Here is a 22,652-nt window from a genome sequence, read left to right as displayed (position 1 = left end):
ATTTAGATTTCTGCAGTTCTAATGACTTTAAATAATTTGGATTTTGCTAAGTTCTCTTTTTAATAATTGTTTTGCTTCATTAATATTATCTTTTTTTAATGGAAAACCAAGCACAAAAACCATATTTACAACTTCGTTAATCCTGTTTTTATACTCTATTTTTTTTATTTCTAATTGATCAGATGGATAACATAAAAATCCATATTTTAATTCTGTCTTACTAAAAGAAGAATAACTCATTATCTGATGTAAATCATGTCTAAAATCATCTTTTAAAATTGTACTATTAACAAACTTATTGTAAAGATTCGATTTATATTTAGCATCAATGAATATTAGAAAATTCTCTTTTTGATAAATTGCATCTGGCTCTACATGTTTAAGTTCCCAAGAATAATATTTTGAAGTTTTTGAATGAAATTTAAAATTAGAAAATAACTTCCCCCCTGATTCTTTTGCAACTTCTTTAAAGATATATTGAACAAATTTTTCAAAAACATCACAAAAATCAACACGCCAAGCTGTAGAACTAATTAGTTTAAAATCTAATATTTTATTTGCCTGTTCTTTACAAGATTTCACATCTATACTGTCAGATGATCTTACTAAGATATTATTAGTCTTTTTAGGTTTATGGAAATATAACTTTTCTTCAATAGAATTAATTCTTGTCTTCATTATACTTTTAATTCTGTTTGGGGTATTTGAAGAAAGTAACTCACTCCTACATATATCAAATACATAACGTACTTCAGAATATTCACTATGTAATTCACTTAAAATATTTTTTCGAACAGGAAAATTCAATCGACTTTCCACTTTATATTCACTTCTAAAATATTTATTCCAATTTATTTGTCCTGATGGTTGATTAGATTTTTTTTCGATGTTATCAAATTTACTCCAAGGTTTTGATAATAATATTTCAAGTGAAGCAATAAATTTTACAGCTTCCAAATATAATGGCGGTCTAAAAATTTTACCCGAAGCCAAAGTCAAACTATCAATTATTTCAGGGCTTATTTCCGAACCAAGTAAATCTAAAATTTCAATATAATCTTCAAAACGATCATTACCTGAAAATCTAGGCATAACTACAAAATCGCCAATTTGTTTACCTGTTTCAGGTTCTCTTAATGGTATAGTCCCAATGTAACCATTTGAGCGAAAAATTAATGATGTATTTTGATCGGTGCCAATTATAATAGGCTGAATACCTATAAATTTGAATAGTGGTGTATTATATTCTACAAACTTTTGAAGGCTTTGACCAATAAATCTTTTATCTAATTTAAGACCTTTTTTTTGCATATAAACCCAATTTAACTGTGCCGATTGTTCAGTTAAGCAAGGCATTTCAAAAAAAACAGCTATTGATTTACTCATTCAAAAAGTGATTTATTTATACGTTTATTAAAATAATTATTAAATTCTTCTTTGGCACTTCTAACTAATCCTTCTTGTAAATATTCTTTTATTAATGGAAATATTTCATATTGAATTCTGCTTTTCATTTCTTCTTCACTCTTTGCAATAAAATAACCTTGACCAGGTTGTAATGAAAGTTCAGAACTTGAAGCATACCAGTCAAAAATTTGATTTATTTTAAGAAAATCTTCAATGAAAAAATATTCATTTGAATCATTTATTTTATTCACTTTTAAATTTCCTAAATCCTCTTCTTTACCCTCGATCGGTGTTGGTTTTAAATCAAACCATGCAAACCTTCTTCTTAACGCAAAATCAACTACTGATAAACTTCTATCAGCTGTATTCATTGAAGCTATTACATAAAAATTACTTGGGAGATTATTTAGTTTAAAATCAGGCGAAATCTCAATTTCTACATTCATTTTGTCCATTTTATGTTCAAATAAATAAAAAATTGGTCCTAAAACATTAGAAAGATTAGCTCTATTTATTTCATCAATTATCAGAAGTACATCTTTATCTGTATGTTCAGTAGCATATTTCACAGCTTCAGTGAAAATTCCTAAATTTTGTTTATAACTAAGTTGTTCGTTATTTAAATTTGGTTGTATACCAAAAATGAAGTCTGAAAAACTTGTTTCAGCATGAAATTGAGTAAAAAAAGTTTTTGCATTGATTTTTTCAGCTATTTCTTTAGTCGTTCTAGTTTTTCCAGTTCCCGGAGCCCCTTGAAGAACAACATACTTTCGATCATTCAATAAACGCTCTATTTCTTCAACTTCATTCGTATTTTTATTTGTGATAAATGAATTTAAAGCTTTTGATATTGCCTTACGGTGATCATTGTTCGATGGCCAGTTTCTAAGTTTTGCATATCCTGCAACAAAAGCAGATATTATTTTTCGTCCTTCTTCACTATCAGGTTTTTCAACAATCTGACAGACTGGCAAAACTTTTGAGTAAGTGTTTATAGTTCTTTTAATATGTGCAAGCTCTTCACTATTTGTAATAGTATTCGGGAGAGTTGTTTCTATATCAGTAAAATCTGTTTTACAAAAACCTCTTTCATCAATAAGTTTCGAAAAAAGCCTTCTTAAGCCAGGATATGTAGCGAGCTCATAATCATTTTTGAAACCACCAGAACCAACACCTAGACAAACTAGCCAAGATTTATCTTCAGCACATGGAAAAATAGTTAAAGAAAAATCATGAAAGGCTCCTGTTAATTCTTCATTTGGATGAATAAATCCAAAAAAAGCTTTATTATCATTTAAAGTATCTGGTTTTGTATTATTTCTTTCTACATAAGATTTGTTATACTCTTTGTCATTTTTTGCTCCAAATTCTTCGGCTTTCTGTTTAATAAATTGCCTAATTTTTTCTATCTTTTCTGTGCTCATATTTTAAATTTGAGTAATTACAATAATTATTCATTAAAGAGATCTGCTATCTTTACCTTTAAAGCTTTTGCCAACCTTTCTACAACCTCAATAGAAACGTTTCTTTCACCTTTCTCAATTGTTGGTAAGTACGTTCTATCAATCTCTGCTAAATTCGCGAGCTTTTCTTGAGATAAACCATTAAGTTTTCTCAGTTCTTTAATTTTAAGCCCAAATCTTTGTTTAATGTCCATACTAACAAAAGTTGGAAAATGTAGACTTTAAAACAACGGAGTATAGTCGGGTTTTAACAGATATTTATAAAATCTTAATTAAAATTTCAGGCAAGAAATTATTATTTTTTATTTTTTTTCAAGGAAAAATAAATTTGTAAAAGATTTCATAATATTTCCTTAACTCACTTGTCTTTTAGCTCGAAAATAAATAAGTTTGAGAATGAATCATTAAAATATTATGCATTATGAAAGTACAAATCAACACCGACAAAAACATTGAAGGAAGTGCAAGATTAGAAAGCTATTTTGCTGCAGAAACAGAAAAAAGCTTAGATCGTTTTCAGGATAAAATTACTCGCGTAGAAATTCATTTTGGAGACGAAAATGGAGAAAAATTCAGCTTGCATGACAAAAAATGCGTAATCGAGGTTCGTCCTGTAAAATTACAGCCTATCACTGTGACAGAACATGCCGAAAGTCTTGAAAAAGCATTTAGCGGTGCTTTGGCTAAGGCAAAAAAATCGTTGACTACAACTTTCGAAAAAATAAAAGAACATTAATTACTAAATATTAAGTTGCAAAGTAACAAAGTGACAAAGGTTCTAAGTTTTCCAGGAACCTTTGTCACTTTGTTGCTTTTATTACTTTGTCACTTTCATTTAAGATTTTGGTAGAGGCGCTCCTACTGCAATATCGCATCTGTGTCCCGGTTTTCCATGCGGAGGGTTCATTCCGTCTGCCACTGTAGCTTCTGTACCTTCCGTACTCAACAAAGCAGGAACCGGATTTGCCGCCGGCGGAGGCGTTACAGTAAAGCTCTGAGTTGCTGTTCCGCTTTGTGCTGCGTTTGCAGTTGCAGTTGTTTTTGGCGCTGGTGAATTTAACGGCGCTCCTACAGGAATATCACATCTGTGTCCCGGCTGTCCGTGTGGCGGATTCATTCCTTTTGCCACCTTAACCGGAGTAGTCGTTGTAGTAACCACTTTTTGTTGTGTTGGATTTACCTGAATAGTTTGTCCCTGAGTTGCCTGTACTTGTTGTGTTGGTGCAGAGTTTAAAGGCGCTCCAACTGCAATATCGCAACGATGTCCCGGTTGACCATGCGCCGGATTAATTCCTTTTGTCTCACCTAACACAGTATTTGGGTTGGTCATCGAAGTTTGTGTTGCTGGCGCAGCAGCCACCTTCGTAGTATCTTTTGCAAGTCCTAATCGTACCAGTTCAGAAGTCGATGTACTTGCTTGCGGCTCTAATTCCTTTTTGCACGAAACAAATAGTAGAGACGTTATGGCAAATGACGTTATAAGTAGTTTTGGATTCATTGGGGGTGGTGTTTTTATTGAAAATCAAATATAGTGGTTTTTGAGAAATTAAATTACACGAGGAATGTTAATGATAATTAAAGACAGGATTTAAATTGTTTTGATTTCGAAGTCCAGACAGATTAAAATAGCTTCCATTCTCTTGTATCACTTATAGGGTTTAAAAAAATTTATACCTTTAAACTCAAATAGTATATCTCATGAAAAAAACACTTTTACTTCTTTTATTCGTCGTTTCTTTAGCGAATGCTCAGGCAGACAAAATCAAAATCAATCAAACTTTAGATGCGTGGCATAAAGCAGCCGGCGAGGTAAAATATGATGCGTATTTCAAAACTTTGGCAGACGATGCTATCTACATAGGAACCGATGCAACAGAAAACTGGACCAAAAAAGAATTTGCCATCTGGGCAAAACCTTATTTTGACAAAGGAACAACCTGGAATTTCAAAGCGCTGGAACGTCATATCTTTTTTGATAAAAGCGGAAAAATAGCCTGGTTTGATGAATTGTTAGATACTCAGATGAAAATTTGCCGCGGTTCGGGCGTTTTAGTTAAAGTGGGGAACGAATGGAAAATTCAGCATTATGTTTTATCGATGACCATTCCGAATGATGAGGTGGATGCGATAACTAAAATAAAAGCCCCAATTGAAGGCGCTTTGATCGCGAAGCTTCAAAAGAAATAAAACATTTCAGCTATTTCTTTTTATAAACATAACTTTTCTAGCACCTTACCTGCCGAATTAAGAAATTAATTTTAATAAATTCGGCAAAAACGGTGCTTTTTTGTAACTTTAAAATAAGATACTGTCAAAAAAACGATCTGTATTTTACAAAATCAATCAAAATAAAACTCACACCTCTATTTTAACAGCCTTCAAAACGAAAATATTTATTTTTTTTTAACTTTGACCCCAAAAAAAATAGGGTTAAACAAAGTATTTTAAAATGAAAATAGAAAAACGCTGGATTATTTCCTTTATTATGATCAGTGTCGTTTGCACAATTGGTGCATTTTGGCCAACCGTAACAGAAAATAGTTATGTTTTATCAGAATTCGGAACAACCGATCATATTGTTCCTGCCGATGTTGCCTGGATGCTTACTTCAAGCTGTTTAGTTTTAATCATGACGCCGGGATTATCTTTCTTTTACGGCGGAATGGTAGGAAAGAAAAACGTTATTTCGACTATGTTGCAGAGTTTTATCTGTTTAGGAGTGGTAACACTTTTATGGGTTGTTGTTGCTTTTAGTTTGGCTTTTGGCGAGCCGGTTGGTTTTGGTTCCGGAGATCATTTTTACAGCTTTTTCGGAAATCCCACCACTTTTGCTTTTATGGATTATGTAGGCGTTCTGCCTCATAAACAATTGGCAAATACGATTCCGTTTATGCTTTTTGCTTTGTTTCAAATGAAATTTGCGATCATCTGTCCTGCAATTATTACAGGTTCATTTGCAGAACGCGTTCGTTTTATCTCTTACTTAGTTTTCATTAGTTTATTTACCATTTTCATATATGCTCCTTTATGTCACGCCGTTTGGTATCCAACGGGTGTTTTAGGAAGTTATTTTGGTGTTAAAGATTTTGCCGGAGGAACTGTGGTTCACATGAGTTCCGGTTTTGCAGCTTTGGCGGGTGTTATTGTTTTAGGAAAAAGAAAAAACAGTCAGCATATTCCAACTAATATTCCGTTTGTATTATTAGGAACGGGAATGCTTTGGTTTGGCTGGTTCGGATTCAATGCCGGATCTGCTCTTGCTGCCAACGGAACAGCTGCCATGGCTTTTGCTACGACTACAACTTCATCTGCAGCAGCGATGTTAACCTGGATTTTCTTTGACAGAATGAACGGAAGAAAAGTTTCGGCGTTGGGAGCTTGTATTGGAGCTGTTGTTGGTTTAGTTGCCATTACACCAGCTGCAGGATTTGTTTCTGTTCCAGAAAGTATGTTCTTCGGATTCATAACTGCTTTGGTTTCTAACACCGCTGTAAATTGTAAATATTCGAAAAGATTCGACGATACACTTGACGTTTTTGCCTGCCACGGTGTTGGCGGAATCATGGGAATGATTCTGACTGCGATTTTTGCTCATGGTGAAAATGCAAGCTTGCTACACGGAGGATGGAGCGTTTTCGGACATCATATGATGGCGTTAGTTCTAGTTTCTATCTTTACTTTCTTTGGTGCTTATTTCTTATTTAAGGTAACCAATTTCATTATTCCTTTGAGGGTTTCTGAAGAATCAGAACAAATGGGGCTGGATTTATCACAACACGATGAATCTCTTGATCCAAAGGCACAACCCATTACTGAACCTCATTACGGTTAAAAAATATTTCTTTTTTCAGCCACGAATTCACGGATTATTAAAAAAATAAAATTCGTGAATTCGTGGCTGAAAACTTTTAAAGCTAGTTACGCTATTTTCATTCGTTTATATTGCTTAATTTTGCCAAAAATTTTTAGTAAAAGTGGGAAGTAAAAATAAACTTAAAAGATTCAGAGAAAACGAAACATTTCAAAACGTTTTTCAACCAACAAGAGAAGAAGTTGTAGGCAATTTAATGCCTCTAAGAGGAAAATGGAACTCTGATTTCTTTAAAAATGATAATCCTTTAGTTTTAGAATTAGGATGTGGAAAAGGAGAATATTCTGTTGGATTAGCTGAAAAATACCCGGACAAAAATTTTATCGGAATTGATATTAAAGGTGCCCGTTTCTGGCGTGGTGCTAAAACTGCTGTTGAAAACGGTCTTCATAATGTGGCTTTCGTTCGTACACAAATCGAGTTGATCAATCATATTTTTGCTGAAGGCGAAGTAGACGAAATCTGGATTACTTTCCCGGATCCGCAAATTAAATACAAAAGAACAAAACACAGAATGACCAATTCTGAGTTCCTGAAATTATACAAAAAGATCCTTAAAAAAGACGGTGTCGTAAACTTAAAAACCGACAGCGAATTTATGCACGGTTATACACTTGGTTTACTTCATGGAGAAGGACACGAGGTTTTATATGCGAATCATAATGTTTACAAAAACGAAGGAAGTCCGGAAGTTGTAACTTCGATTCAGACGTTTTATGAAAAACAATATTTAGAAATTAACAAGGCAATTACGTATATTCGTTTCAAAATTAAAGATTAGTCTGATATTTAAAAACTGAATTTACAACTTACAAATCAACTTAATGGCCTTATTTACTCCTTTTATTTCTGGATTTATTGCCGCCGCAATTGGGATTATTCCTCCTGGATTAATCAATATGACAGCAGCCAAGATAAATCTGAAAGAAGGAAAAAAGAATGCCTTATGGTTTGTTATTGGCGCGGTTCTCGTTATTTTTTTTCAGGTTTATGTTTCGGTTCTTTTTGCCAGAGTTATAGATAACAGACCAGATGTAGTAACTTTACTGAGAGAGGCTGGTTTTGGAATCTTTTCAATCTTGACGATTTACTTTTTATTTATTGCCAAAGAACCGAAGACTAAGAAAAAATCGAAAATTAAAAAGAGTAGTAAAAAAAGCCGTTTTTTTCTTGGAATGCTGCTTTCAGGATTGAATTTCTTTCCTATTCCGTATTATGTTGTGGTGAGTGTTACTCTGGCTTCATACCATCTTTTTGTATTCGAAAACAATATTATCTTAACGTTTGTATTAGGATCTGTTTTAGGGTCGTTTGCTGCTTTGTATAGTTATATTGCTTTCTTTGGAAGAATAGAAAAGAAAACCGATTACTTAATGCGAAATATGAATAAAATCATCGGAAGCATTACCGGTCTGATTGCACTTGCAACACTTTTTAATATCCTGAATTATTATTTCGGTTAATTTTATATGTCACAGATTAAAAGAATAAAAATGTTTTTTTTTCTTTGTGACAAAGGTTTTTCACGCAGATTTTGCAGATTTAAGCAGATCTAAAATTTTTTTTGATTTAATTTTAATCTGCATGAAACCAATTTCAAATAATCATTTTAATCTGTGAATCCCGATAACTATCGGGAGTGGCAAAAGAATAACTTATGGCTGAGGAAAATTTTTTCGAAAGAGTTTATGCTATTGCAAGACAAATTCCTTACGGGAAAGTAACTTCTTATGGTGCAATTGCAAAAGCTTTAGGTGCTGCCCGTTCTGCCAGAATGGTGGGCTGGGCCATGAATGCCTGTCATAATATGGATGATGTTCCGGCACACCGAGTCGTAAATCAAAAAGGACTTCTCACGGGAAAACATCATTTTGACGGAACCAATTTAATGCAACAATTATTAGAAAACGAAGGTATAAAAGTCGTTAACAATCAAATAGTAGATTTAGAAAAACACTTTTGGAAACCCGAGATTGAATCGTAAAAAATTCTGTATGACTTCCTGCAAGTTTTCCAAAACCTTGTAGATCTATACTCTTCTATTTCTCAAACTAATCTTTAAAATATCATACCTACAAGGTTTTGGAAACCTTGCAGGAGAACTAAAAATCAAATCAAGCAAATTACAAAATCTGTTTTTTCGGCATCGGTTTGGTAACTTAAGTAACCTCCGTGCGCTTCAATGATATTTTTAGAAAGTGTAAGTCCAATTCCTGCACCGTCTTTTCTGGTGGTAAAAAATGGAAGAAACACTTTATCGCGAATTTCAGGATCGACTCCTCTTCCATTATCAGAAATCACAATAAAAAAGCGATTGTTTTCGGTATAACTGGAAAGAATCAATTGCTTTTCTGTTTTCTCTTTTAAAGCATGAATACTATTGGTAATCAAATTTATAATCACCTGCTCCATCTGATTTTTATCAATTAAAATCGAACGTGAACTATTGATTTCATTAATTAATTCGATTCCTTCGGCTTTCAAAATCGGATTCATAATACGCAGACAATCTTCAAATAAAGCATTAATCTGAGTCATTTGTTTATTTGGCGTTGGAAGCATTGCCAGCTTTCTATAATTTTCAACAAAAACCTGTAAATGATCGCTTCTGTTTATAATGGTCGAAATACTGCTTTTAATGTCTTCAAAATCATCTTCTTCCAATTTATCCTGATCTACTATATGAAGTAAATTCTGCGAAAGTGCGCGAATTGGCGTTAAGGAATTCATTAATTCATGCGAAATGATTTTCATTAAATTAATCCACGCTTCTTTCTCTTTTTTCTCAATCACACGTTGGATACTGTCTAACAGAATGATAAAATATTCTTTGTTATAAGTCTGCGTTCGTGAAGTCTGAAGCATGAAAGTCTGCAAATCCTGCTCTTCTATTTTGATTGAAATAGCCGTTTTTAGCTCGGCAAAATCAACATTTTCTATTTCACTGCAAAGTCCGGGCAAATAGTTTTTAAGGTACTTCCAATGTCCCACTTTAGGCACTTTAAACAAATTGAAAAAACAGTCATTCATTATAAAAATCGACCACGAATCATTTTCTTTTTCTAAAATCAAAGCCGCGGTATCAATACTGTTTAATATCGAACGATAAATTAATTCTTTTGAAGTTTGTTCCTGTCTCTGGATTTTTAGTGTATCGTATAAGTGATACAAACTGTTGAAATTGCCTTTTTTATGTTCTTCCGGAAAATGTGTAGAAAAATCATCATGTAATATGGAATCTATCGTTTTATCATAAAAAAGCAATTGGCTTTTGACAAAAAAATACATTTCAAAAAGGAAAACCAAAACAAAAAAACCGACTAAAAGTGCATTGAATCGAAATCCTTTGTACAACAACAAAACGCTTCCAAGAAAGAGCGTCATTACAAACAGAATCCTCACAAATAACGCGTTATAAAACTTCCAATTCTTCATGTTTATTTTCTTTTAATCTGTAGCAAAACTTAAGTTACGTTTAATTCTTCAGATCGTATTTTTCAATTCTGCGATATAACGCAGCTCGGGATAAACCCAATTCTTCTGCTGTTTTACTAATGTTTCCGTTGTGTTTGAATAAAGCTTTTTCGATTGCGCTTTTTTCCATTTCAGACAACGGATTTTCATCGTTTTCCTGAATTTCTTCAAAATCCAAAATATCCAAATCCAGTACAGAAATAGTATTATTTTCGGCTAAAATTAATGCGCGCTCAATCTTATTTTCCATTTCACGAACATTTCCTTTCCACGGATATCGTTCCAAATAAGAGGCAGCATTCTCTTCAAAAGACCAATTTTCCTGATTGTATTTTTCTGCAATCTGTTCCAGAATAAAGTTTGCCATTGGCACAATATCGTCTTTTCTTTCTCTCAAAGAAGGCAGATTAATTTCCATTGTATTAATTCTGTAAAGCAAATCTTCACGAAACGTTTTATTTTTTACTTCCGATTTAATATCGCTGTTTGTGGCCGCAATAACACGCACATTAAGCGGCCTTGGCTTGCTTTCTCCCAAACGCGTTACGGTTTTGGTCTGCAAAACATGAAGCAGTTTAGCCTGAAGATGCAACGGAATATTTCCGATTTCATCTAAAAAAATAGTTCCGTTTGAGGCATTTTCAAAACGACCGGGAGTATCTGTTTTGGCATCTGTAAAAGCACCTTTGGCATAACCAAAAAGTTCGCTTTCAAACAAATTATCACTTAATGAACCCAAATCGACATGTACAAAAGGCTGATTTTTTCTGTCCGAATGCTGGTGAATAAATTCGGCAAAAACATATTTTCCTGTTCCGTTTTCACCCAAAATCAGAACGTTTGCATCGGTTCTGGCTACTTTTTCGGCAATAGAATAAGCTTGTCTTATTTTGGCAGAAGTTCCCACGAAATATTTCTTTTCGGATTTGTCTCCATTTTCAACAGCTGGCTTTTTACTGTTTTTTCTGCTTTCGACAACTGCTTTATCAATCGTTTCCAATAATTTTTCATTATTCCATGGCTTTAAAACATAATCAAAAGCGCCAATTTTAATGCTTTCCACTGCGGTTTCTATTTTACCAAAAGCCGTCATTAAAATTACAATTGTATTTGGTGAAAGCGTTTTAATTTCTTTCAGCCAATGAATTCCTTCACGTCCGTCTTCAAAACCAATTCGGTAATTCATATCCAGCAAAACCACATTTATTTCATTTTCAGCCAAGATTGAAATGATTTTTTTAGGGTTATTTTCTGTAAAAATCGTTTCAAAATGCTTTTTGAGAATCATTTTTGCCGAAAAAAGAATTTCTTCCTGATCGTCAACTATTAATATGTGGGCTTGTTTTTTTCGCATAAGATATTTTTTCTGTCCGCTTCCGAACGGTCAACTGTTCATTATCGAACACTACTTTTTTGAAGGGATTTTAAAACACTCTTTAAAATCAATACTTTACAAATAATAAATTTTATGGCACAGTATTTACCTATTGATTATCAGTAAAATATTAAAAAAAATGGACAAGATAATTCCTCGTAAAAATAAAAAATTTAGATATCTCACAATAGCAATAGCTGTTTTTTTAGTTGTAGTGGTTATCGTCGTTTTTGCATTTAATACCAAAAGAACTTTAAATGTTAAAACTGATGAACTGGTAATCCAAAAAGCAGAAAAAGCCTTTTTTGAAGATTTCGTAGTTTTTCAGGCAAAAGTCGAGCCTTTGAATGTAATGCTGGTAAATGTTACCGAAGGCGGTTCAGTTAAAGAAATTTTTGTAGAAAACGGCGCCATGGTTACCAAAGGCCAATCTCTTGCCCGTTTATACAATCCGAATACAGAGTTGAATTACCTAACTCAGGAAACCGCTATTATTGAGCAAATCAACAATTTAAATACAGGAAAATTAAATATTAGAAACCAGGAATTAAACTTAACCAAGGATTTCGTTTTAATAGAACATGATTATAATGACGCTAAAAGACTATACGATGTCAATGCTAAATTGTTTGCCAAAGATGTAATTTCAAAAAATGACTGGAATACTTTTAAAGAAAGTCTTCGTTTTCAGGAAGAACGTAAAAAAACCATTCAGCAAAGCATTCAGAAGGAGAAACAAAGCAATCAGGTTCAGATTTCTCAAATCAACCGTTCTATTCAGACGATGGAGAAAAGTCTTGAAATCCTTAGAAACAACAAAAAGAATTTCTTGATTACAGCGCCTGAAACCGGAAGATTAACTTCTTTTGAAGCTGTTTTAGGTCAAAACTTTCAGGCAGGTCAAAGCATCGGGAAAATCGATTCTAAAAAAGGCTACAAACTTTCTGCCGACGTAGATGAATTTTATTTGGAAAAAATCAGAGAAGGTTTAAAAGGTCAGGTTGAATTTAAAGGTCAAAATCTGGAAGTTTTGGTTACCAAAGTAATTCCGGAAGTAAAAAACGGACACTTTACAGTCGAATTGGTATTTACCTCAAAAGAAGCAATTACACTACAAGACGGACTTAGTTTTGGCGTAAAACTGATTTTGTCTGAGAAAAACAAAACATTAGTAATCCCAAAAGGAAGTTTTAATCAGGAAGCAGCAGGAAAATGGATTTTTGTTGTGAAAGGAGATAAAGCCGAAAGAAGAAACATCAAACTAGGACGCGAAAATCCTTCTTATTATGAAGTTCTGGAAGGTCTAAAAGAAGGCCAATCTGTTATTACTTCTTCTTACTCGGACTATAAAGACATTGAAGAGCTTTCGCTTCAAAAACAATAAACGCCAAAAAAAGAAATACCTACAAGGTTTTAAAAACCTTTCAGGAAAGACATCAATCATCAATCAAAAAACGTTTTTAACAACATTTCAAAACCTTAAAAATTATGATCACAATTCAGAATTTAACCAAAGTTTTTAGAACAGAAGAAATAGAAACTGCTGCATTAAGCGGTATTAATTTAGAAATAAAAAAAGGAGATTTCTTAACTATTATGGGACCTTCGGGCTGTGGAAAATCGACTTTATTAAATATCATCGGACTTTTGGACAGCGCAAATGACGGAAGTTATAAATTGCTGGATCAGGAAATGATTGGTCTGAAAGAAAAAGGAAGAGCAAAAGTGAGAAAGGAAAATATTGGTTTTATTTTCCAAAACTTCAACCTGATCGATGAGCTTTCAGTTTACGACAATATCGAATTACCACTTCTTTACAACAATGTAAAAGCTTCTGAAAGAAAGCAAAAAATCGAAGCGATTGCAGAAAAATTGAATATCTCACATCGTTTAAGACATTTTCCGCAACAACTTTCGGGTGGACAACAACAGAGAGTTGCCGTTGCAAGGGCTTTGGTTAATGATCCAAAAATTATTCTGGCCGATGAGCCAACCGGAAATTTAGATAGTAAAAATGGTAACGAGGTAATGGAACTCCTAACCGATTTACACGCTAAAGGTGCTACAATATTGATGGTTACCCACTCTGATTATGATGCTTCTTTTTCTCAAAAAACCATTCATATGAAAGACGGAGTTATATTTTCTGAAAAGTTAAATCAACGTAATGTTGATGTTTTTATGGACGCTAAATAATAAAATGATGATCAAAATTATCGTTACGGCACTCGTAGTTCTGGTAGAACTTGTCTGCAAAATATTTACTATGATTTAAAACCAAAAAACGGTTTAAATAAAACAGTCATATCAACTATAAAAATATATAACAAAATGATTTTTAACTGGTTTAAAATATTTATTTATCATTTAAAGCAAAACAAATTGTTTTCGTTTTTAAATGTTTTAGGATTAAGTATCGGGATTTCCGGTGTCATTTTCGCCATCTTATACTGGAATAATGAACATGCTTACGATCAATGGAATCCGGAAAAAGAAAATGTCTATCAGGTCCTGAATCAAATAGGAAGAACCGGCGATACCTGGACCACGAGTTCGATCCCTTTTGGTCAGACCTGCGCGGCAACAGTACCTGAAATTGAACAAATTTGCTTCTTAAATGACTGGTATAATGAATCGGTTATAAAATATCAGAACAAAAAGCTGATTGATAAAAAAATAACTGTAACTGATAATAACTTTTTTGATTTTTATCCTTTTCCTATCGTTAAAGGTGCGAAAAAAGATATTCTTAAAGAAAAAAACAGCGTTGCTGTTTCTGAAGCACAGGCAAAATTACTTTTTGGAGACGAAGATCCAATAGGAAAATCTATTACTTATCAAGATCAGTCTTATACCGTAAAAGCTGTTTATCGCATTATAAGACCTTCTACTGTTGAACCAAATTACGTTTTTGGCGGAATTATTCGCGAAAATGATCTTAATCAATGGGGAAATTTCAATTATGGATTGATGATTAAAACAAAAAAAGATGCTGATATCGCCACTGTTTTAAAGAAAATGCATAATGTCAATTTTGTAAACAGAACCTTAAAAGATGCTAAAGCAAGCGGACAAACTGTTGAGCAATACATAAAAGAAAACGGAGAGATAAAAATTATTCTGGATCAGCTAAAAACACGCTACTTATATGGTACAAAATCTTCCGGATCGGCATCTCCGGAAGGAACAGGAAATTTGAAACTTCTTTACATTATGGCAGGCTTATCGCTTTTAATTTTAATCCTGTCATTGGTTAACTATATCAATCTGGCAACTGCGTCAGCCATTAAACGCGCTAAAGAAGTTGGCGTTCGTAAAATTGTGGGCGCTTCCAAAAAACAAATTATTACCCAATTTATATTTGAAACGGCAATAATTGTGACTCTTGCCATTTTGTTTGCATTGGCAATTGTAGAGCTTTCTCTGCCATTTTATAATGCTTTTTTGAAAAAGAACTTAATCATCAACGGTGCCGAATTTTACCTGCAACTCATTTTGATTTTTGGATTAGTAATCATTCTTGCAGGTATTTTTCCAGCTGTTTATATTTCAAATTTTGAAACTTTAAAAGTTTTAAAAGGTAATTTTTCGCGAAGTAAAAGCGGAATCTGGATTCGTAACTCCATGCTTATTTTTCAATTTGGAATTGCAGCCTTTTTTATCATTGGAGCACTTATTGTCAATTCTCAAGTTGATTATATGATGAATAAAGATCTTGGTTTTAACGGGGATCAGGTAATTCGTATTCCATTTAATTATCAGGATTACAAAACAAAAGGGCAAAAATACGAAACCACAAAACAAGAAATCCTCAAAATATCAGGGGTTCAGCAAGTTTCTACTTTTGCGGGTACTTTTGGAAACGGTACTAATTCGAGTTCCGGTTTTACGCATAATGGCGTTTTCGTACAGCCCCGAAATGTAGATATGGATTTTGGTTTTTTGGAAATGATGAAAATTAAAGTTGTGGAAGGTCGGGATTTGTCTCCAAAATTTGCCTCAGACACGATTGAAAACTGGCTTATAAATGAAACACTGGCCAAAACTTTAGGACTTAAAAACCCTATAAACACCATTATAACCTCTGGCTGGGGAAATGAAAAAGGAAATATGAAATTTAAAATTGTCGGGATTGTAAAAGATTTTAATATTACCGGATTACAGAACAAAGTACCTCCAATGGTCTTTTTAAACATGAAGGCATTGAAGTGGAATAATTTTCAAAATGTCTACGTGAAGGTTTCTCCAAATAATTTAACAGAAACGTTAGAAAAATTGAAATTATATTGGGAGAAAAACGTAAACCCGGACTATCCTTTTGATTACGAATTTGTTAACAAAGGATTTGCAAAGACTTATGAGGAGCAAGTAAAGCAAAAAAACCTGTTTTTTATCTTAAATTTGGTCGTAATTGTAATTGCAATCTTTGGTTTGTTCGCTTTGGCATCATTTTCGATGGAGAGAAGATTAAAAGAAATCGCCATTAGAAAAACATTAGGAGCAGAAACTGATGTTTTATTAAAAGAATTATCAAAACAATATATTGTTTTTTGTTTAATAGGCTTTGGAATTGGAATTGTTCCTGCTTACATCTTATTACAAAAATGGCTTGAAGATTTTGCTTTTAGAATTGGAATATCATCCGTTCCTTTTGGAATTGCATTGATTTCACTTTTGTTCCTGACATTATTAATTGTCTTAACAAAAGCATTTCAGGTAACCAAAATAGACGTTTTAAAATATTTAAAATACGAATAAGCTTGTAGACCATTTTTTTTAGAACCCGACAGATTATATTTTTTAATCTGCCGGGTTTTTTATTTTATTTCATGGTTACAGAATCTGAATAAAGAAGTTTATCTAAACTTTCATCACGACTATACACATCCGGAAAAAAGTTTATTTCTCCATTATCCTGAACCCAGGCTGTAAAATATCCTATATAAACCGGAATTTTACGTTTAAGCATACAAGTAGTTTCTTTTTCACCACTCATCGCTTTGTCAATTTTATCTACAGGCCAGTCCGGATCGTCTTTTAAAATAGCCAATGCCAGATTTTTTGCTTCTTTTACATTAATACAGCCATGACTAAACGTACGATTTTCAAATTCAAACAAACTCTTCGCAGGCGTATCATGCATGTAAATATCATTTGGATTGGGAAACATAAATTTTACCAATCCTAAGGAGTTTTTAGGCCCCGGTTTTTGCCTTACTTTCCCTCCGTTCCATTCCATATTATGATCGGCCAGATAGTTTTTATCCCTGGCCATCTGGAGTTTCAATTCATTCTGAATAATACTATTGGGAACATACCAATACGGACTGAAAACAATTCGATCCATGGTACCGCTGAAAATAACTGTTTCACTCAATCTGTTTCCAACAAAAATATCCGAAACGAGCGCATACTTTCCGTCCTTCACATAAAACATTCTGAACGATGGAATATTAACCATCACATATTCACTTGCTTTAGATAAATTAGTCGGAATCCATCTGCATCTTTCCATATTCAGCATAATGGTTTTAATTCTTTTGCTGATTGGTTCATTCATTTGTTTGATATGATCTCTGGTTATGGCATAGTTTATTTTAAGATTGTATCTTTTTTTATAATTTAAAACTCCTGCCATTAATTCTTCATCATAAATATCACTTTGCGAATCCCGTTTAAGATCTCCCTCCACAAACAAACGATTTCTAATTTGTTTTATCGCAACAGCAGTATCATCCGGTCTTAAGTCTTTATAATTAAGGCTGTCAATCGTAATTTTCTGCCAAAGATTGTCGGTCTCAATTTTACGGAATTTCTTTAAGGCATCTTTCAGTTTATAATATTGGCTAAACATAAGATTATCATCTTCATTTAATCGATTGGTGTCGACAAGCAATGAATCTAAAATTTTGGAATACGAAATGCTTTTAGCAGGCAAAAACCACCCTATTTTCTTTAAAGTTGCGGGATCTACACCAGAATAAACATTGCTGGCATAAAAAATATACATGTTGGTTAAAAGCAATTCTGTATCTAATTGAGGAGGCTCAATATTATCACTTTCATTAAATGCCTGATCGATTACTTCCTTATAAGGCATTTCGGTGTTTATTCCCTGATCTTTGAGAACATTTACTTTTTGATACAATAATGCAGCAAATTCTGTTATCTTATCATCATCATACCAAATCGATTTGTATTGCTTGTTTTTGTAAAGATCCTCTACATCTTTCTGATATTTTTTCAGTTTAGGATATTTTTTAAAGAAAGCATTTATTGATGCTGCATCTATTGTAATTGCAGAAACATATTTATTGTTTATCAAGACCTCTTTACTTTCTGTTTTACGAGTGAAGGGATGAAATGAAAATGCAAAAAAGCTGACCGCAATAATAATTGTAGAAAAAGTAAAATTTCGCATATTTTTAAAGTTTAAATGATAGAAAATAACTTTTGAAAAAAATACGGAAAACCCAATAAGCCGTCCTGAAAAAATAAGTTTTCACATACTTTTTTTATAACTGGAAATCATTGATTTGGGTACTCAAATATAAAGAAGTTTTGTGAGATTTCCTCTTTAAATAGAAGAAAATTTATACAAAAAACAATTCGACATGAGATTAAAGTAGGTTGTTTTTAAGGTTAAAAAACGCGGAAAAAAATTCTAAGCATAATTTTGAATAATCTCTATATCAATAATTACAATTCAAAATCGCATAATTCCGAACTTAATCTGTTATCTTTGCACCCTGAATTCGGTTTAAATAAGTATAATCTTTATAAACCGGTTTCCAAGAATAGAAAAATAGCCCATTACAATGAAACTAGATAGAAAAGAAATTCTTAAAGCATTAGAAACCATTACTATTGCCGGAGAAGGAAAAAATATGGTTGAAAGCGGCGCTGTAACCAACGTAATTACTTTTGGTGATGAAGCTGTTGTTGACCTTGTATTGCATACACCTGCAATGCACATCAAAAAAAGAGCAGAAGATGATATCAAGAAAACAATTCATGAATTAATATCTCCTGACGCAAAAGTTAAAGTAAACATTAAAGTTGAAAGTCCGGAAAAACCTGAAATTAAAGGTCGTGCTATTCCGGGAATCAAAAATATTATTGCAGTTGCTTCCGGAAAAGGAGGAGTAGGAAAATCTACAGTAACAGCAAATTTAGCGGTAACACTTGCCAAAATGGGCTTTAAAGTTGGGGTTTTAGACGCTGATATTTACGGTCCTTCAATGCCGATTATGTTCGACGTTGAAAATGAAAAACCGGTTTCTATCACAGTTGACGGAAAATCAAAAATGAAACCTATTGAAAGTTATGAAATCAAAATGCTTTCTATTGGATTCTTTACCGCTCCAAGTCAGGCCGTAATCTGGAGAGGACCAATGGCTGCAAAAGCATTAAACCAAATGATTTTTGATGCAGACTGGGGAGAACTGGATTTCATGCTTCTTGATTTACCTCCTGGAACCGGAGATATTCACTTGTCTATTATGCAGTCTCTTCCTATTACAGGAGCTGTTGTAGTAAGTACTCCACAGGCTGTAGCTTTAGCAGATGCAAAAAAAGGAGTAGCAATGTTTATGCAGGATAACATCAATGTTCCGGTTTTAGGAATTATTGAAAACATGGCTTATTTTACACCTGAAGAATTACCTGAAAATAAATATTATATCTTTGGACAGGAAGGTGCTAAAAACCTTGCGCAGGATTTAGAAGTTCCGTTTTTAGGAGAAGTTCCAATTGTACAATCTATTCGTGAAGCAGGAGATTACGGTCGTCCGGCAGCATTACAAACCGCTTCTCCTATAGAAAAAGTATTTGAGGAAATTACTAGAAATGTTGTACAGGAAACCGTAAACAGAAACGAAAGTTTACCGGCAACCGAAGCTATTAAAATTACAACAATGGCTGGTTGTTCAGCAGTAAAAAAGAATTAATTTAGATAATGAGATAATTTGCCAATTAGATAATGTTCAAAATTTTCTAATTGACACATTTTCTAATTGACACATTCATATTATGACAACAGAAGAATTAACAAATAATGTTTTATTGGCTTTAGACGAGATTAGGCCATTTTTAAAATCCGACGGAGGAGACATTTCATTAATTTCTATCGAAGATGATAAACATGTAAAAGTTCGTCTTGAAGGAGCATGTATTAGCTGTAGTGTAAATCAAATGACACTAAAAGCAGGAGTTGAAACTACAATCAAAAAATATGCACCACAAATTGAAACAGTGGTAAATATTATGTAACAAACTGAGTATTTTTTTTGAAAGCCTATTTCTAGCATTTAACAAGAATAATAAGCCTTATTAACTTTTACTTAAATAAACAGCAAAAAAAGCTTCAAAAAACAATCATTTTTACGATATTAACAAAAAACAACTTAAAGTTTTAAGAGTTTTGGTTACATTATTATTACATTTTTAACTTAAATTTGTAAACTAACCCTAAATCTTAAACTTATGAGAAACTTTTACGCTCTTTTTTTATTGTTTTCTATAAGCGCTGTAAATGCACAACAGGGCCAAACACTTTTTGCTGACAAAGCTTGGGTAAATGAATCTGAAGAATGGTCAGATTTTCAATATTCGGGACAAATTATTTTCTCTACGAATGGAAAAACTGAAGAAGGCGCTTTACGAATTGGCAATTATGATTTTTTATATGACCTTTGCAACGGAAAAGCAAAGTTCTCAAATAAAACAACTTACAGTTCTGCTGACTTTTCTCATCCGAGAAAGCTCAGCGCACAGACAGATAAACAAGGAGTATTAAATTCGACCTACGAAGGAACTTTAATTTTTCAGTCGGACAAAGATTATTATTCTGTTATATCAGTTGTCACCATATTAGAAAAAGGAGGCAATATAATTGGTGTTAAGATGCGCCTGAAAGACAATAATCAAAAAGAATATGCTTTTAGCTTAAAAGAAAAAAGTTAAAATTAATAAAGGATTTGAACACGTTTTCAAATGCTGCAATAAAATTCCAATAATTAAAAATGGATGTATTAATAAAGATTAAAGATCGAGAAGGAGTTATACACGAATTACAGGCTCCAACTGATATGGCAATGAATATAATGGAGTTATGCAAAGCATACGAACTTCCTGTTGAAGGAACTTGCGGAGGAATGGCCATGTGCGCTTCCTGCCAGTGTTATGTTCTGAATGACGTTGCATTACCGGAAATGGGAGATGATGAAGAAGCGATGCTTTCTGAGGCATTTTACGTGAAGTCTAATAGCCGTTTAGGATGCCAGATTCCAATTACTGAAGAATTAGAAGGTCTGGAACTTGAATTAGCTCCGGAATATTAAAATATAAAAATTCCAATATATTAAAATTCCAAATCCCAAAACGACTTGACGTTATTGGAATTTGGATTTTTTTTAATTCTTTCAAACCCGACAGGTTTAAAAAACTGTCGGTTTTTTTATGAAAAGTCGCTTTATTCCTCTATTAATTCTTGAATACTTTCAGCTACTTTCTCTAGTGCTCCTGTTTCATGATACCAAAAATAAATTACTTCACTTAATTTTCCCTTATCATTATCTAACGGGATAAGAACTAATTGATCACCACAGCCGTTGCTCGCAATAGCAATTGCAGATGATGGAAAATTATTCCATTTTCTTGCTTGGTTCGTTCCTAAAACAATATCCTGACAGGTTCTGCTAATTCTCTTTTTATCGCTTTGATCAAAAAAGGGATATAAATTCCAATCATCATATTCTGTTGCAGCCTCTCCTCCATTCTCTTTCATCATTTTTTCTTTAAATAAAGAAGGAAATTGAACCTCTAACTGTTCTTCGGTTTCAATTATATATTTTACATCTAAAGGAAATGGCATAAAACTTTATTTTAATTGATCTGACAAAAATAACTTTATATGAATTAAGAATATATTAAATAAATTATAAAGCTTTTAAACTGTACTATTATGCAATCAAAAAAACCGTAATCACAGTATTGCAATTACGGTTTTCTCTTTATAACAATTTTATTTAATCTCTCAGATTATACCAAACCTGCCTGAATTAAATACTCAGCGATTTGAATAGTGTTTGTAGCAGCACCTTTTCTTAAGTTATCAGCAACAATCCACATGTTTAAAGTGTTTGGCTGGCTTTCGTCACGACGGATTCTTCCAACAAAAACATCATTTTTACCTTCAGCATATAATGGCATTGGGTAAGTAAATGTATCTAAATTATCCTGTACTGTTACTCCATCAGTATGGTGTAAAATTTCACGAACCTCATTTACATCAAAATCATTTGTAAACTCAACGTTTACCGCTTCACTATGTCCACCTACAACAGGAACACGAACGGCAGTAGCGGTAACTCTGATTGTGTTGTCACCAAGAATTTTTTGAGTTTCACGAACTAATTTCATTTCTTCCTTAGTGTATCCGTTTTCTTCAAAACTATCACAGTGAGGAATTGCATTTCTGTGAATTGGATATTTGTAAGCCATATCACCCTGGATTCCTGCATACTCATTTTCTAATTGTTTTACCGCCTTTACACCCGTTCCGGTAATTGATTGGTAAGTAGAAACAATGATTCTTTTAATATTGTATTTTTTGTGCAAAGGAGCCAAAGCCAATACCATTTGAATAGTAGAACAGTTTGGATTTGCAATAATTTTATCTTCTTTAGTTAAAACAGAAGCATTGATTTCCGGAACTACTAATTTTTTAGTAGCGTCCATTCTCCATGCAGATGAGTTATCAATTACAGTAGTTCCTGCAGCAGCAAATTTTGGAGCCCATTCCAAAGAAGTATCTCCTCCGGCAGAGAAAACGGCAATATCTGCTTTCATATCTACTGCTGTCTGTAAACCAACTACTTTATATTTTGTTCCTTTGTATTCAATTTCTTTTCCTACTGATCTTTCAGATGCAACAGGGATTAATTCTGTAACAGGAAAATTTCTTTCCGCTAAAACTTTAAGCATTACTTCGCCAACCATTCCGGTAGCACCAACGACTGCAATTCTCATTTTTATATTTTTAAATAATTCAATAATCAAA

At 33.0% G+C, this 22,652-nt stretch carries 22 protein-coding genes; 13 read left to right on the top strand and 9 right to left on the bottom strand.

Features of this window, described 5'->3' with window-relative positions:
- Positions 1 to 27: 27 nt before the first annotated feature.
- From HYN56_RS06840 to HYN56_RS06830, 3 genes are read right to left on the bottom strand one after another with little or no spacing between them, the layout of a single operon-like run.
- A complete protein-coding gene (locus HYN56_RS06840) occupies positions 28 to 1,386 on the bottom strand; it encodes a hypothetical protein (RefSeq protein WP_109191492.1) in 1,359 nt (452 codons plus the stop codon).
- Positions 1,383 to 2,831, bottom strand: coding sequence for an McrB family protein (locus HYN56_RS06835; protein ID WP_109191491.1), 1,449 nt, complete (start codon positions 2,829 to 2,831; stop codon positions 1,383 to 1,385). Before HYN56_RS06835 ends, HYN56_RS06840 begins: the two co-directional genes overlap by 4 nt.
- A gap of 26 nt (positions 2,832 to 2,857) precedes the next feature.
- Entirely contained in the window at positions 2,858 to 3,064 is a 207-nt protein-coding gene (locus HYN56_RS06830) for a helix-turn-helix domain-containing protein (RefSeq protein ID WP_109191490.1), read from the bottom strand.
- A gap of 227 nt (positions 3,065 to 3,291) precedes the next feature.
- Here HYN56_RS06830 and HYN56_RS06825 point away from each other — a divergent pair, with 227 nt between their 5' ends.
- Positions 3,292 to 3,606, top strand: a complete 315-nt coding sequence (locus HYN56_RS06825; protein WP_109191489.1) for an HPF/RaiA family ribosome-associated protein — start codon at positions 3,292 to 3,294, stop codon at positions 3,604 to 3,606.
- 99 nt (positions 3,607 to 3,705) lie between these two features.
- On the opposite strand, the gene HYN56_RS06820 is transcribed toward HYN56_RS06825, so the two are convergent.
- Positions 3,706 to 4,368, bottom strand: a complete 663-nt coding sequence (locus HYN56_RS06820) for a hypothetical protein (protein WP_109191488.1) — start codon at positions 4,366 to 4,368, stop codon at positions 3,706 to 3,708.
- Between the two features lie 200 nt (positions 4,369 to 4,568).
- Here HYN56_RS06820 and HYN56_RS06815 point away from each other — a divergent pair, with 200 nt between their 5' ends.
- From HYN56_RS06815 to HYN56_RS06795, 5 genes are all read left to right on the top strand, one after another.
- Positions 4,569 to 5,057: a nuclear transport factor 2 family protein gene (locus tag HYN56_RS06815; protein WP_109191487.1), complete on the top strand. Its 489-nt coding sequence runs from the start codon at positions 4,569 to 4,571 to the stop codon at positions 5,055 to 5,057.
- 262 nt (positions 5,058 to 5,319) lie between these two features.
- Positions 5,320 to 6,702 (top strand): ammonium transporter, encoded by a 1,383-nt coding sequence (locus HYN56_RS06810; protein WP_109191486.1) that lies wholly within the window; start codon positions 5,320 to 5,322, stop codon positions 6,700 to 6,702.
- A gap of 142 nt (positions 6,703 to 6,844) precedes the next feature.
- On the top strand, positions 6,845 to 7,522 hold the full coding sequence (gene trmB / locus HYN56_RS06805) for a tRNA (guanosine(46)-N7)-methyltransferase TrmB (protein WP_109191485.1): 678 nt from the start codon (positions 6,845 to 6,847) through the stop codon (positions 7,520 to 7,522).
- A 43-nt stretch (positions 7,523 to 7,565) separates the two neighbouring features.
- Positions 7,566 to 8,204 carry a LysE family transporter gene (locus HYN56_RS06800; protein ID WP_109191484.1) on the top strand — a complete coding sequence of 213 codons (639 nt, stop codon included), beginning with the start codon at positions 7,566 to 7,568 and terminating at the stop codon, positions 8,202 to 8,204.
- Positions 8,205 to 8,398: 194 nt separating this feature from the next.
- The gene (locus HYN56_RS06795; protein WP_109191483.1) at positions 8,399 to 8,725 is read left to right on the top strand and encodes an MGMT family protein; all 327 of its coding nucleotides are present in this window, start codon (positions 8,399 to 8,401) and stop codon (positions 8,723 to 8,725) included.
- A 125-nt stretch (positions 8,726 to 8,850) separates the two neighbouring features.
- Here the strand turns inward: HYN56_RS06795 and HYN56_RS06790 are convergent, their stop codons facing one another.
- Together HYN56_RS06790 and HYN56_RS06785 are read right to left on the bottom strand one after the other, a co-directional pair.
- A complete protein-coding gene (locus tag HYN56_RS06790) occupies positions 8,851 to 10,176 on the bottom strand; it encodes a sensor histidine kinase (RefSeq protein ID WP_109191482.1) in 1,326 nt (441 codons plus the stop codon).
- A gap of 40 nt (positions 10,177 to 10,216) precedes the next feature.
- Positions 10,217 to 11,569, bottom strand: coding sequence for a sigma-54-dependent transcriptional regulator (locus HYN56_RS06785; RefSeq protein ID WP_109191481.1), 1,353 nt, complete (start codon positions 11,567 to 11,569; stop codon positions 10,217 to 10,219).
- 160 nt (positions 11,570 to 11,729) lie between these two features.
- Here HYN56_RS06785 and HYN56_RS06780 point away from each other — a divergent pair, with 160 nt between their 5' ends.
- The 3 genes from HYN56_RS06780 (at position 11,730) to HYN56_RS06770 (ending at position 16,348) form a co-directional block, all read left to right on the top strand.
- Complete coding sequence (locus tag HYN56_RS06780; RefSeq protein WP_109191480.1) at positions 11,730 to 12,974, top strand: efflux RND transporter periplasmic adaptor subunit; 1,245 nt, start codon at positions 11,730 to 11,732, stop codon at positions 12,972 to 12,974.
- 104 nt (positions 12,975 to 13,078) lie between these two features.
- Positions 13,079 to 13,786 (top strand): ABC transporter ATP-binding protein, encoded by a 708-nt coding sequence (locus tag HYN56_RS06775; RefSeq protein WP_109191479.1) that lies wholly within the window; start codon positions 13,079 to 13,081, stop codon positions 13,784 to 13,786.
- A 135-nt stretch (positions 13,787 to 13,921) separates the two neighbouring features.
- Positions 13,922 to 16,348, top strand: coding sequence for an ABC transporter permease (locus HYN56_RS06770; protein ID WP_109191478.1), 2,427 nt, complete (start codon positions 13,922 to 13,924; stop codon positions 16,346 to 16,348).
- 64 nt (positions 16,349 to 16,412) lie between these two features.
- On the opposite strand, the gene HYN56_RS06765 is transcribed toward HYN56_RS06770, so the two are convergent.
- Positions 16,413 to 18,011, bottom strand: coding sequence for a L,D-transpeptidase family protein (locus HYN56_RS06765; RefSeq protein WP_109191477.1), 1,599 nt, complete (start codon positions 18,009 to 18,011; stop codon positions 16,413 to 16,415).
- A 397-nt stretch (positions 18,012 to 18,408) separates the two neighbouring features.
- Here HYN56_RS06765 and HYN56_RS06760 point away from each other — a divergent pair, with 397 nt between their 5' ends.
- The 4 genes from HYN56_RS06760 to HYN56_RS06745 all read left to right on the top strand — a co-directional run bounded on the left by HYN56_RS06760 (position 18,409) and on the right by HYN56_RS06745 (position 20,931).
- A complete protein-coding gene (locus HYN56_RS06760; RefSeq protein WP_109191476.1) occupies positions 18,409 to 19,539 on the top strand; it encodes an Mrp/NBP35 family ATP-binding protein in 1,131 nt (376 codons plus the stop codon).
- Between the two features lie 82 nt (positions 19,540 to 19,621).
- Complete coding sequence (locus HYN56_RS06755) at positions 19,622 to 19,861, top strand: NifU family protein (protein ID WP_057116000.1); 240 nt, start codon at positions 19,622 to 19,624, stop codon at positions 19,859 to 19,861.
- A gap of 213 nt (positions 19,862 to 20,074) precedes the next feature.
- Positions 20,075 to 20,554, top strand: a complete 480-nt coding sequence (locus HYN56_RS06750; protein ID WP_109191475.1) for a hypothetical protein — start codon at positions 20,075 to 20,077, stop codon at positions 20,552 to 20,554.
- Positions 20,555 to 20,613: 59 nt separating this feature from the next.
- Complete coding sequence (locus tag HYN56_RS06745) at positions 20,614 to 20,931, top strand: 2Fe-2S iron-sulfur cluster-binding family protein (RefSeq protein WP_095929730.1); 318 nt, start codon at positions 20,614 to 20,616, stop codon at positions 20,929 to 20,931.
- A 131-nt stretch (positions 20,932 to 21,062) separates the two neighbouring features.
- On the opposite strand, the gene HYN56_RS06740 is transcribed toward HYN56_RS06745, so the two are convergent.
- Positions 21,063 to 21,464 (bottom strand): SMI1/KNR4 family protein, encoded by a 402-nt coding sequence (locus HYN56_RS06740; protein WP_109191474.1) that lies wholly within the window; start codon positions 21,462 to 21,464, stop codon positions 21,063 to 21,065.
- Positions 21,465 to 21,631: 167 nt separating this feature from the next.
- Positions 21,632 to 22,621, bottom strand: a complete 990-nt coding sequence (locus tag HYN56_RS06735) for an aspartate-semialdehyde dehydrogenase (RefSeq protein ID WP_109191473.1) — start codon at positions 22,619 to 22,621, stop codon at positions 21,632 to 21,634.
- Positions 22,622 to 22,652: the final 31 nt, after the last annotated feature.

It is taken from the genome of Flavobacterium crocinum, from assembly GCF_003122385.1.
Lineage (GTDB): Bacteria > Bacteroidota > Bacteroidia > Flavobacteriales > Flavobacteriaceae > Flavobacterium > Flavobacterium crocinum.
This window is presented reverse-complemented; position numbering and strand designations above follow the sequence as displayed.

Coding starts and splice junctions, on each gene's coding strand:
- HYN56_RS06780 (WP_109191480.1), top strand. CDS start 11,730: ATGGACAAGATAATTCCTCGTAAAAATAAAAAATTTAGATATCTCACA.
- HYN56_RS06840 (WP_109191492.1), bottom strand. CDS start 1,386: ATGAGTAAATCAATAGCTGTTTTTTTTGAAATGCCTTGCTTAACTGAA.
- HYN56_RS06825 (WP_109191489.1), top strand. CDS start 3,292: ATGAAAGTACAAATCAACACCGACAAAAACATTGAAGGAAGTGCAAGA.
- HYN56_RS06810 (WP_109191486.1), top strand. CDS start 5,320: ATGAAAATAGAAAAACGCTGGATTATTTCCTTTATTATGATCAGTGTC.
- HYN56_RS06735 (WP_109191473.1), bottom strand. CDS start 22,621: ATGAGAATTGCAGTCGTTGGTGCTACCGGAATGGTTGGCGAAGTAATG.
- HYN56_RS06745 (WP_095929730.1), top strand. CDS start 20,614: ATGGATGTATTAATAAAGATTAAAGATCGAGAAGGAGTTATACACGAA.
- HYN56_RS06740 (WP_109191474.1), bottom strand. CDS start 21,464: ATGCCATTTCCTTTAGATGTAAAATATATAATTGAAACCGAAGAACAG.
- HYN56_RS06790 (WP_109191482.1), bottom strand. CDS start 10,176: ATGAAGAATTGGAAGTTTTATAACGCGTTATTTGTGAGGATTCTGTTT.
- HYN56_RS06765 (WP_109191477.1), bottom strand. CDS start 18,011: ATGCGAAATTTTACTTTTTCTACAATTATTATTGCGGTCAGCTTTTTT.
- HYN56_RS06815 (WP_109191487.1), top strand. CDS start 4,569: ATGAAAAAAACACTTTTACTTCTTTTATTCGTCGTTTCTTTAGCGAAT.
- HYN56_RS06750 (WP_109191475.1), top strand. CDS start 20,075: ATGAGAAACTTTTACGCTCTTTTTTTATTGTTTTCTATAAGCGCTGTA.
- HYN56_RS06835 (WP_109191491.1), bottom strand. CDS start 2,831: ATGAGCACAGAAAAGATAGAAAAAATTAGGCAATTTATTAAACAGAAA.
- HYN56_RS06770 (WP_109191478.1), top strand. CDS start 13,922: ATGATTTTTAACTGGTTTAAAATATTTATTTATCATTTAAAGCAAAAC.
- HYN56_RS06775 (WP_109191479.1), top strand. CDS start 13,079: ATGATCACAATTCAGAATTTAACCAAAGTTTTTAGAACAGAAGAAATA.
- HYN56_RS06800 (WP_109191484.1), top strand. CDS start 7,566: ATGGCCTTATTTACTCCTTTTATTTCTGGATTTATTGCCGCCGCAATT.
- HYN56_RS06830 (WP_109191490.1), bottom strand. CDS start 3,064: ATGGACATTAAACAAAGATTTGGGCTTAAAATTAAAGAACTGAGAAAA.
- HYN56_RS06760 (WP_109191476.1), top strand. CDS start 18,409: ATGAAACTAGATAGAAAAGAAATTCTTAAAGCATTAGAAACCATTACT.
- HYN56_RS06755 (WP_057116000.1), top strand. CDS start 19,622: ATGACAACAGAAGAATTAACAAATAATGTTTTATTGGCTTTAGACGAG.
- HYN56_RS06795 (WP_109191483.1), top strand. CDS start 8,399: ATGGCTGAGGAAAATTTTTTCGAAAGAGTTTATGCTATTGCAAGACAA.
- HYN56_RS06820 (WP_109191488.1), bottom strand. CDS start 4,368: ATGAATCCAAAACTACTTATAACGTCATTTGCCATAACGTCTCTACTA.
- HYN56_RS06785 (WP_109191481.1), bottom strand. CDS start 11,569: ATGCGAAAAAAACAAGCCCACATATTAATAGTTGACGATCAGGAAGAA.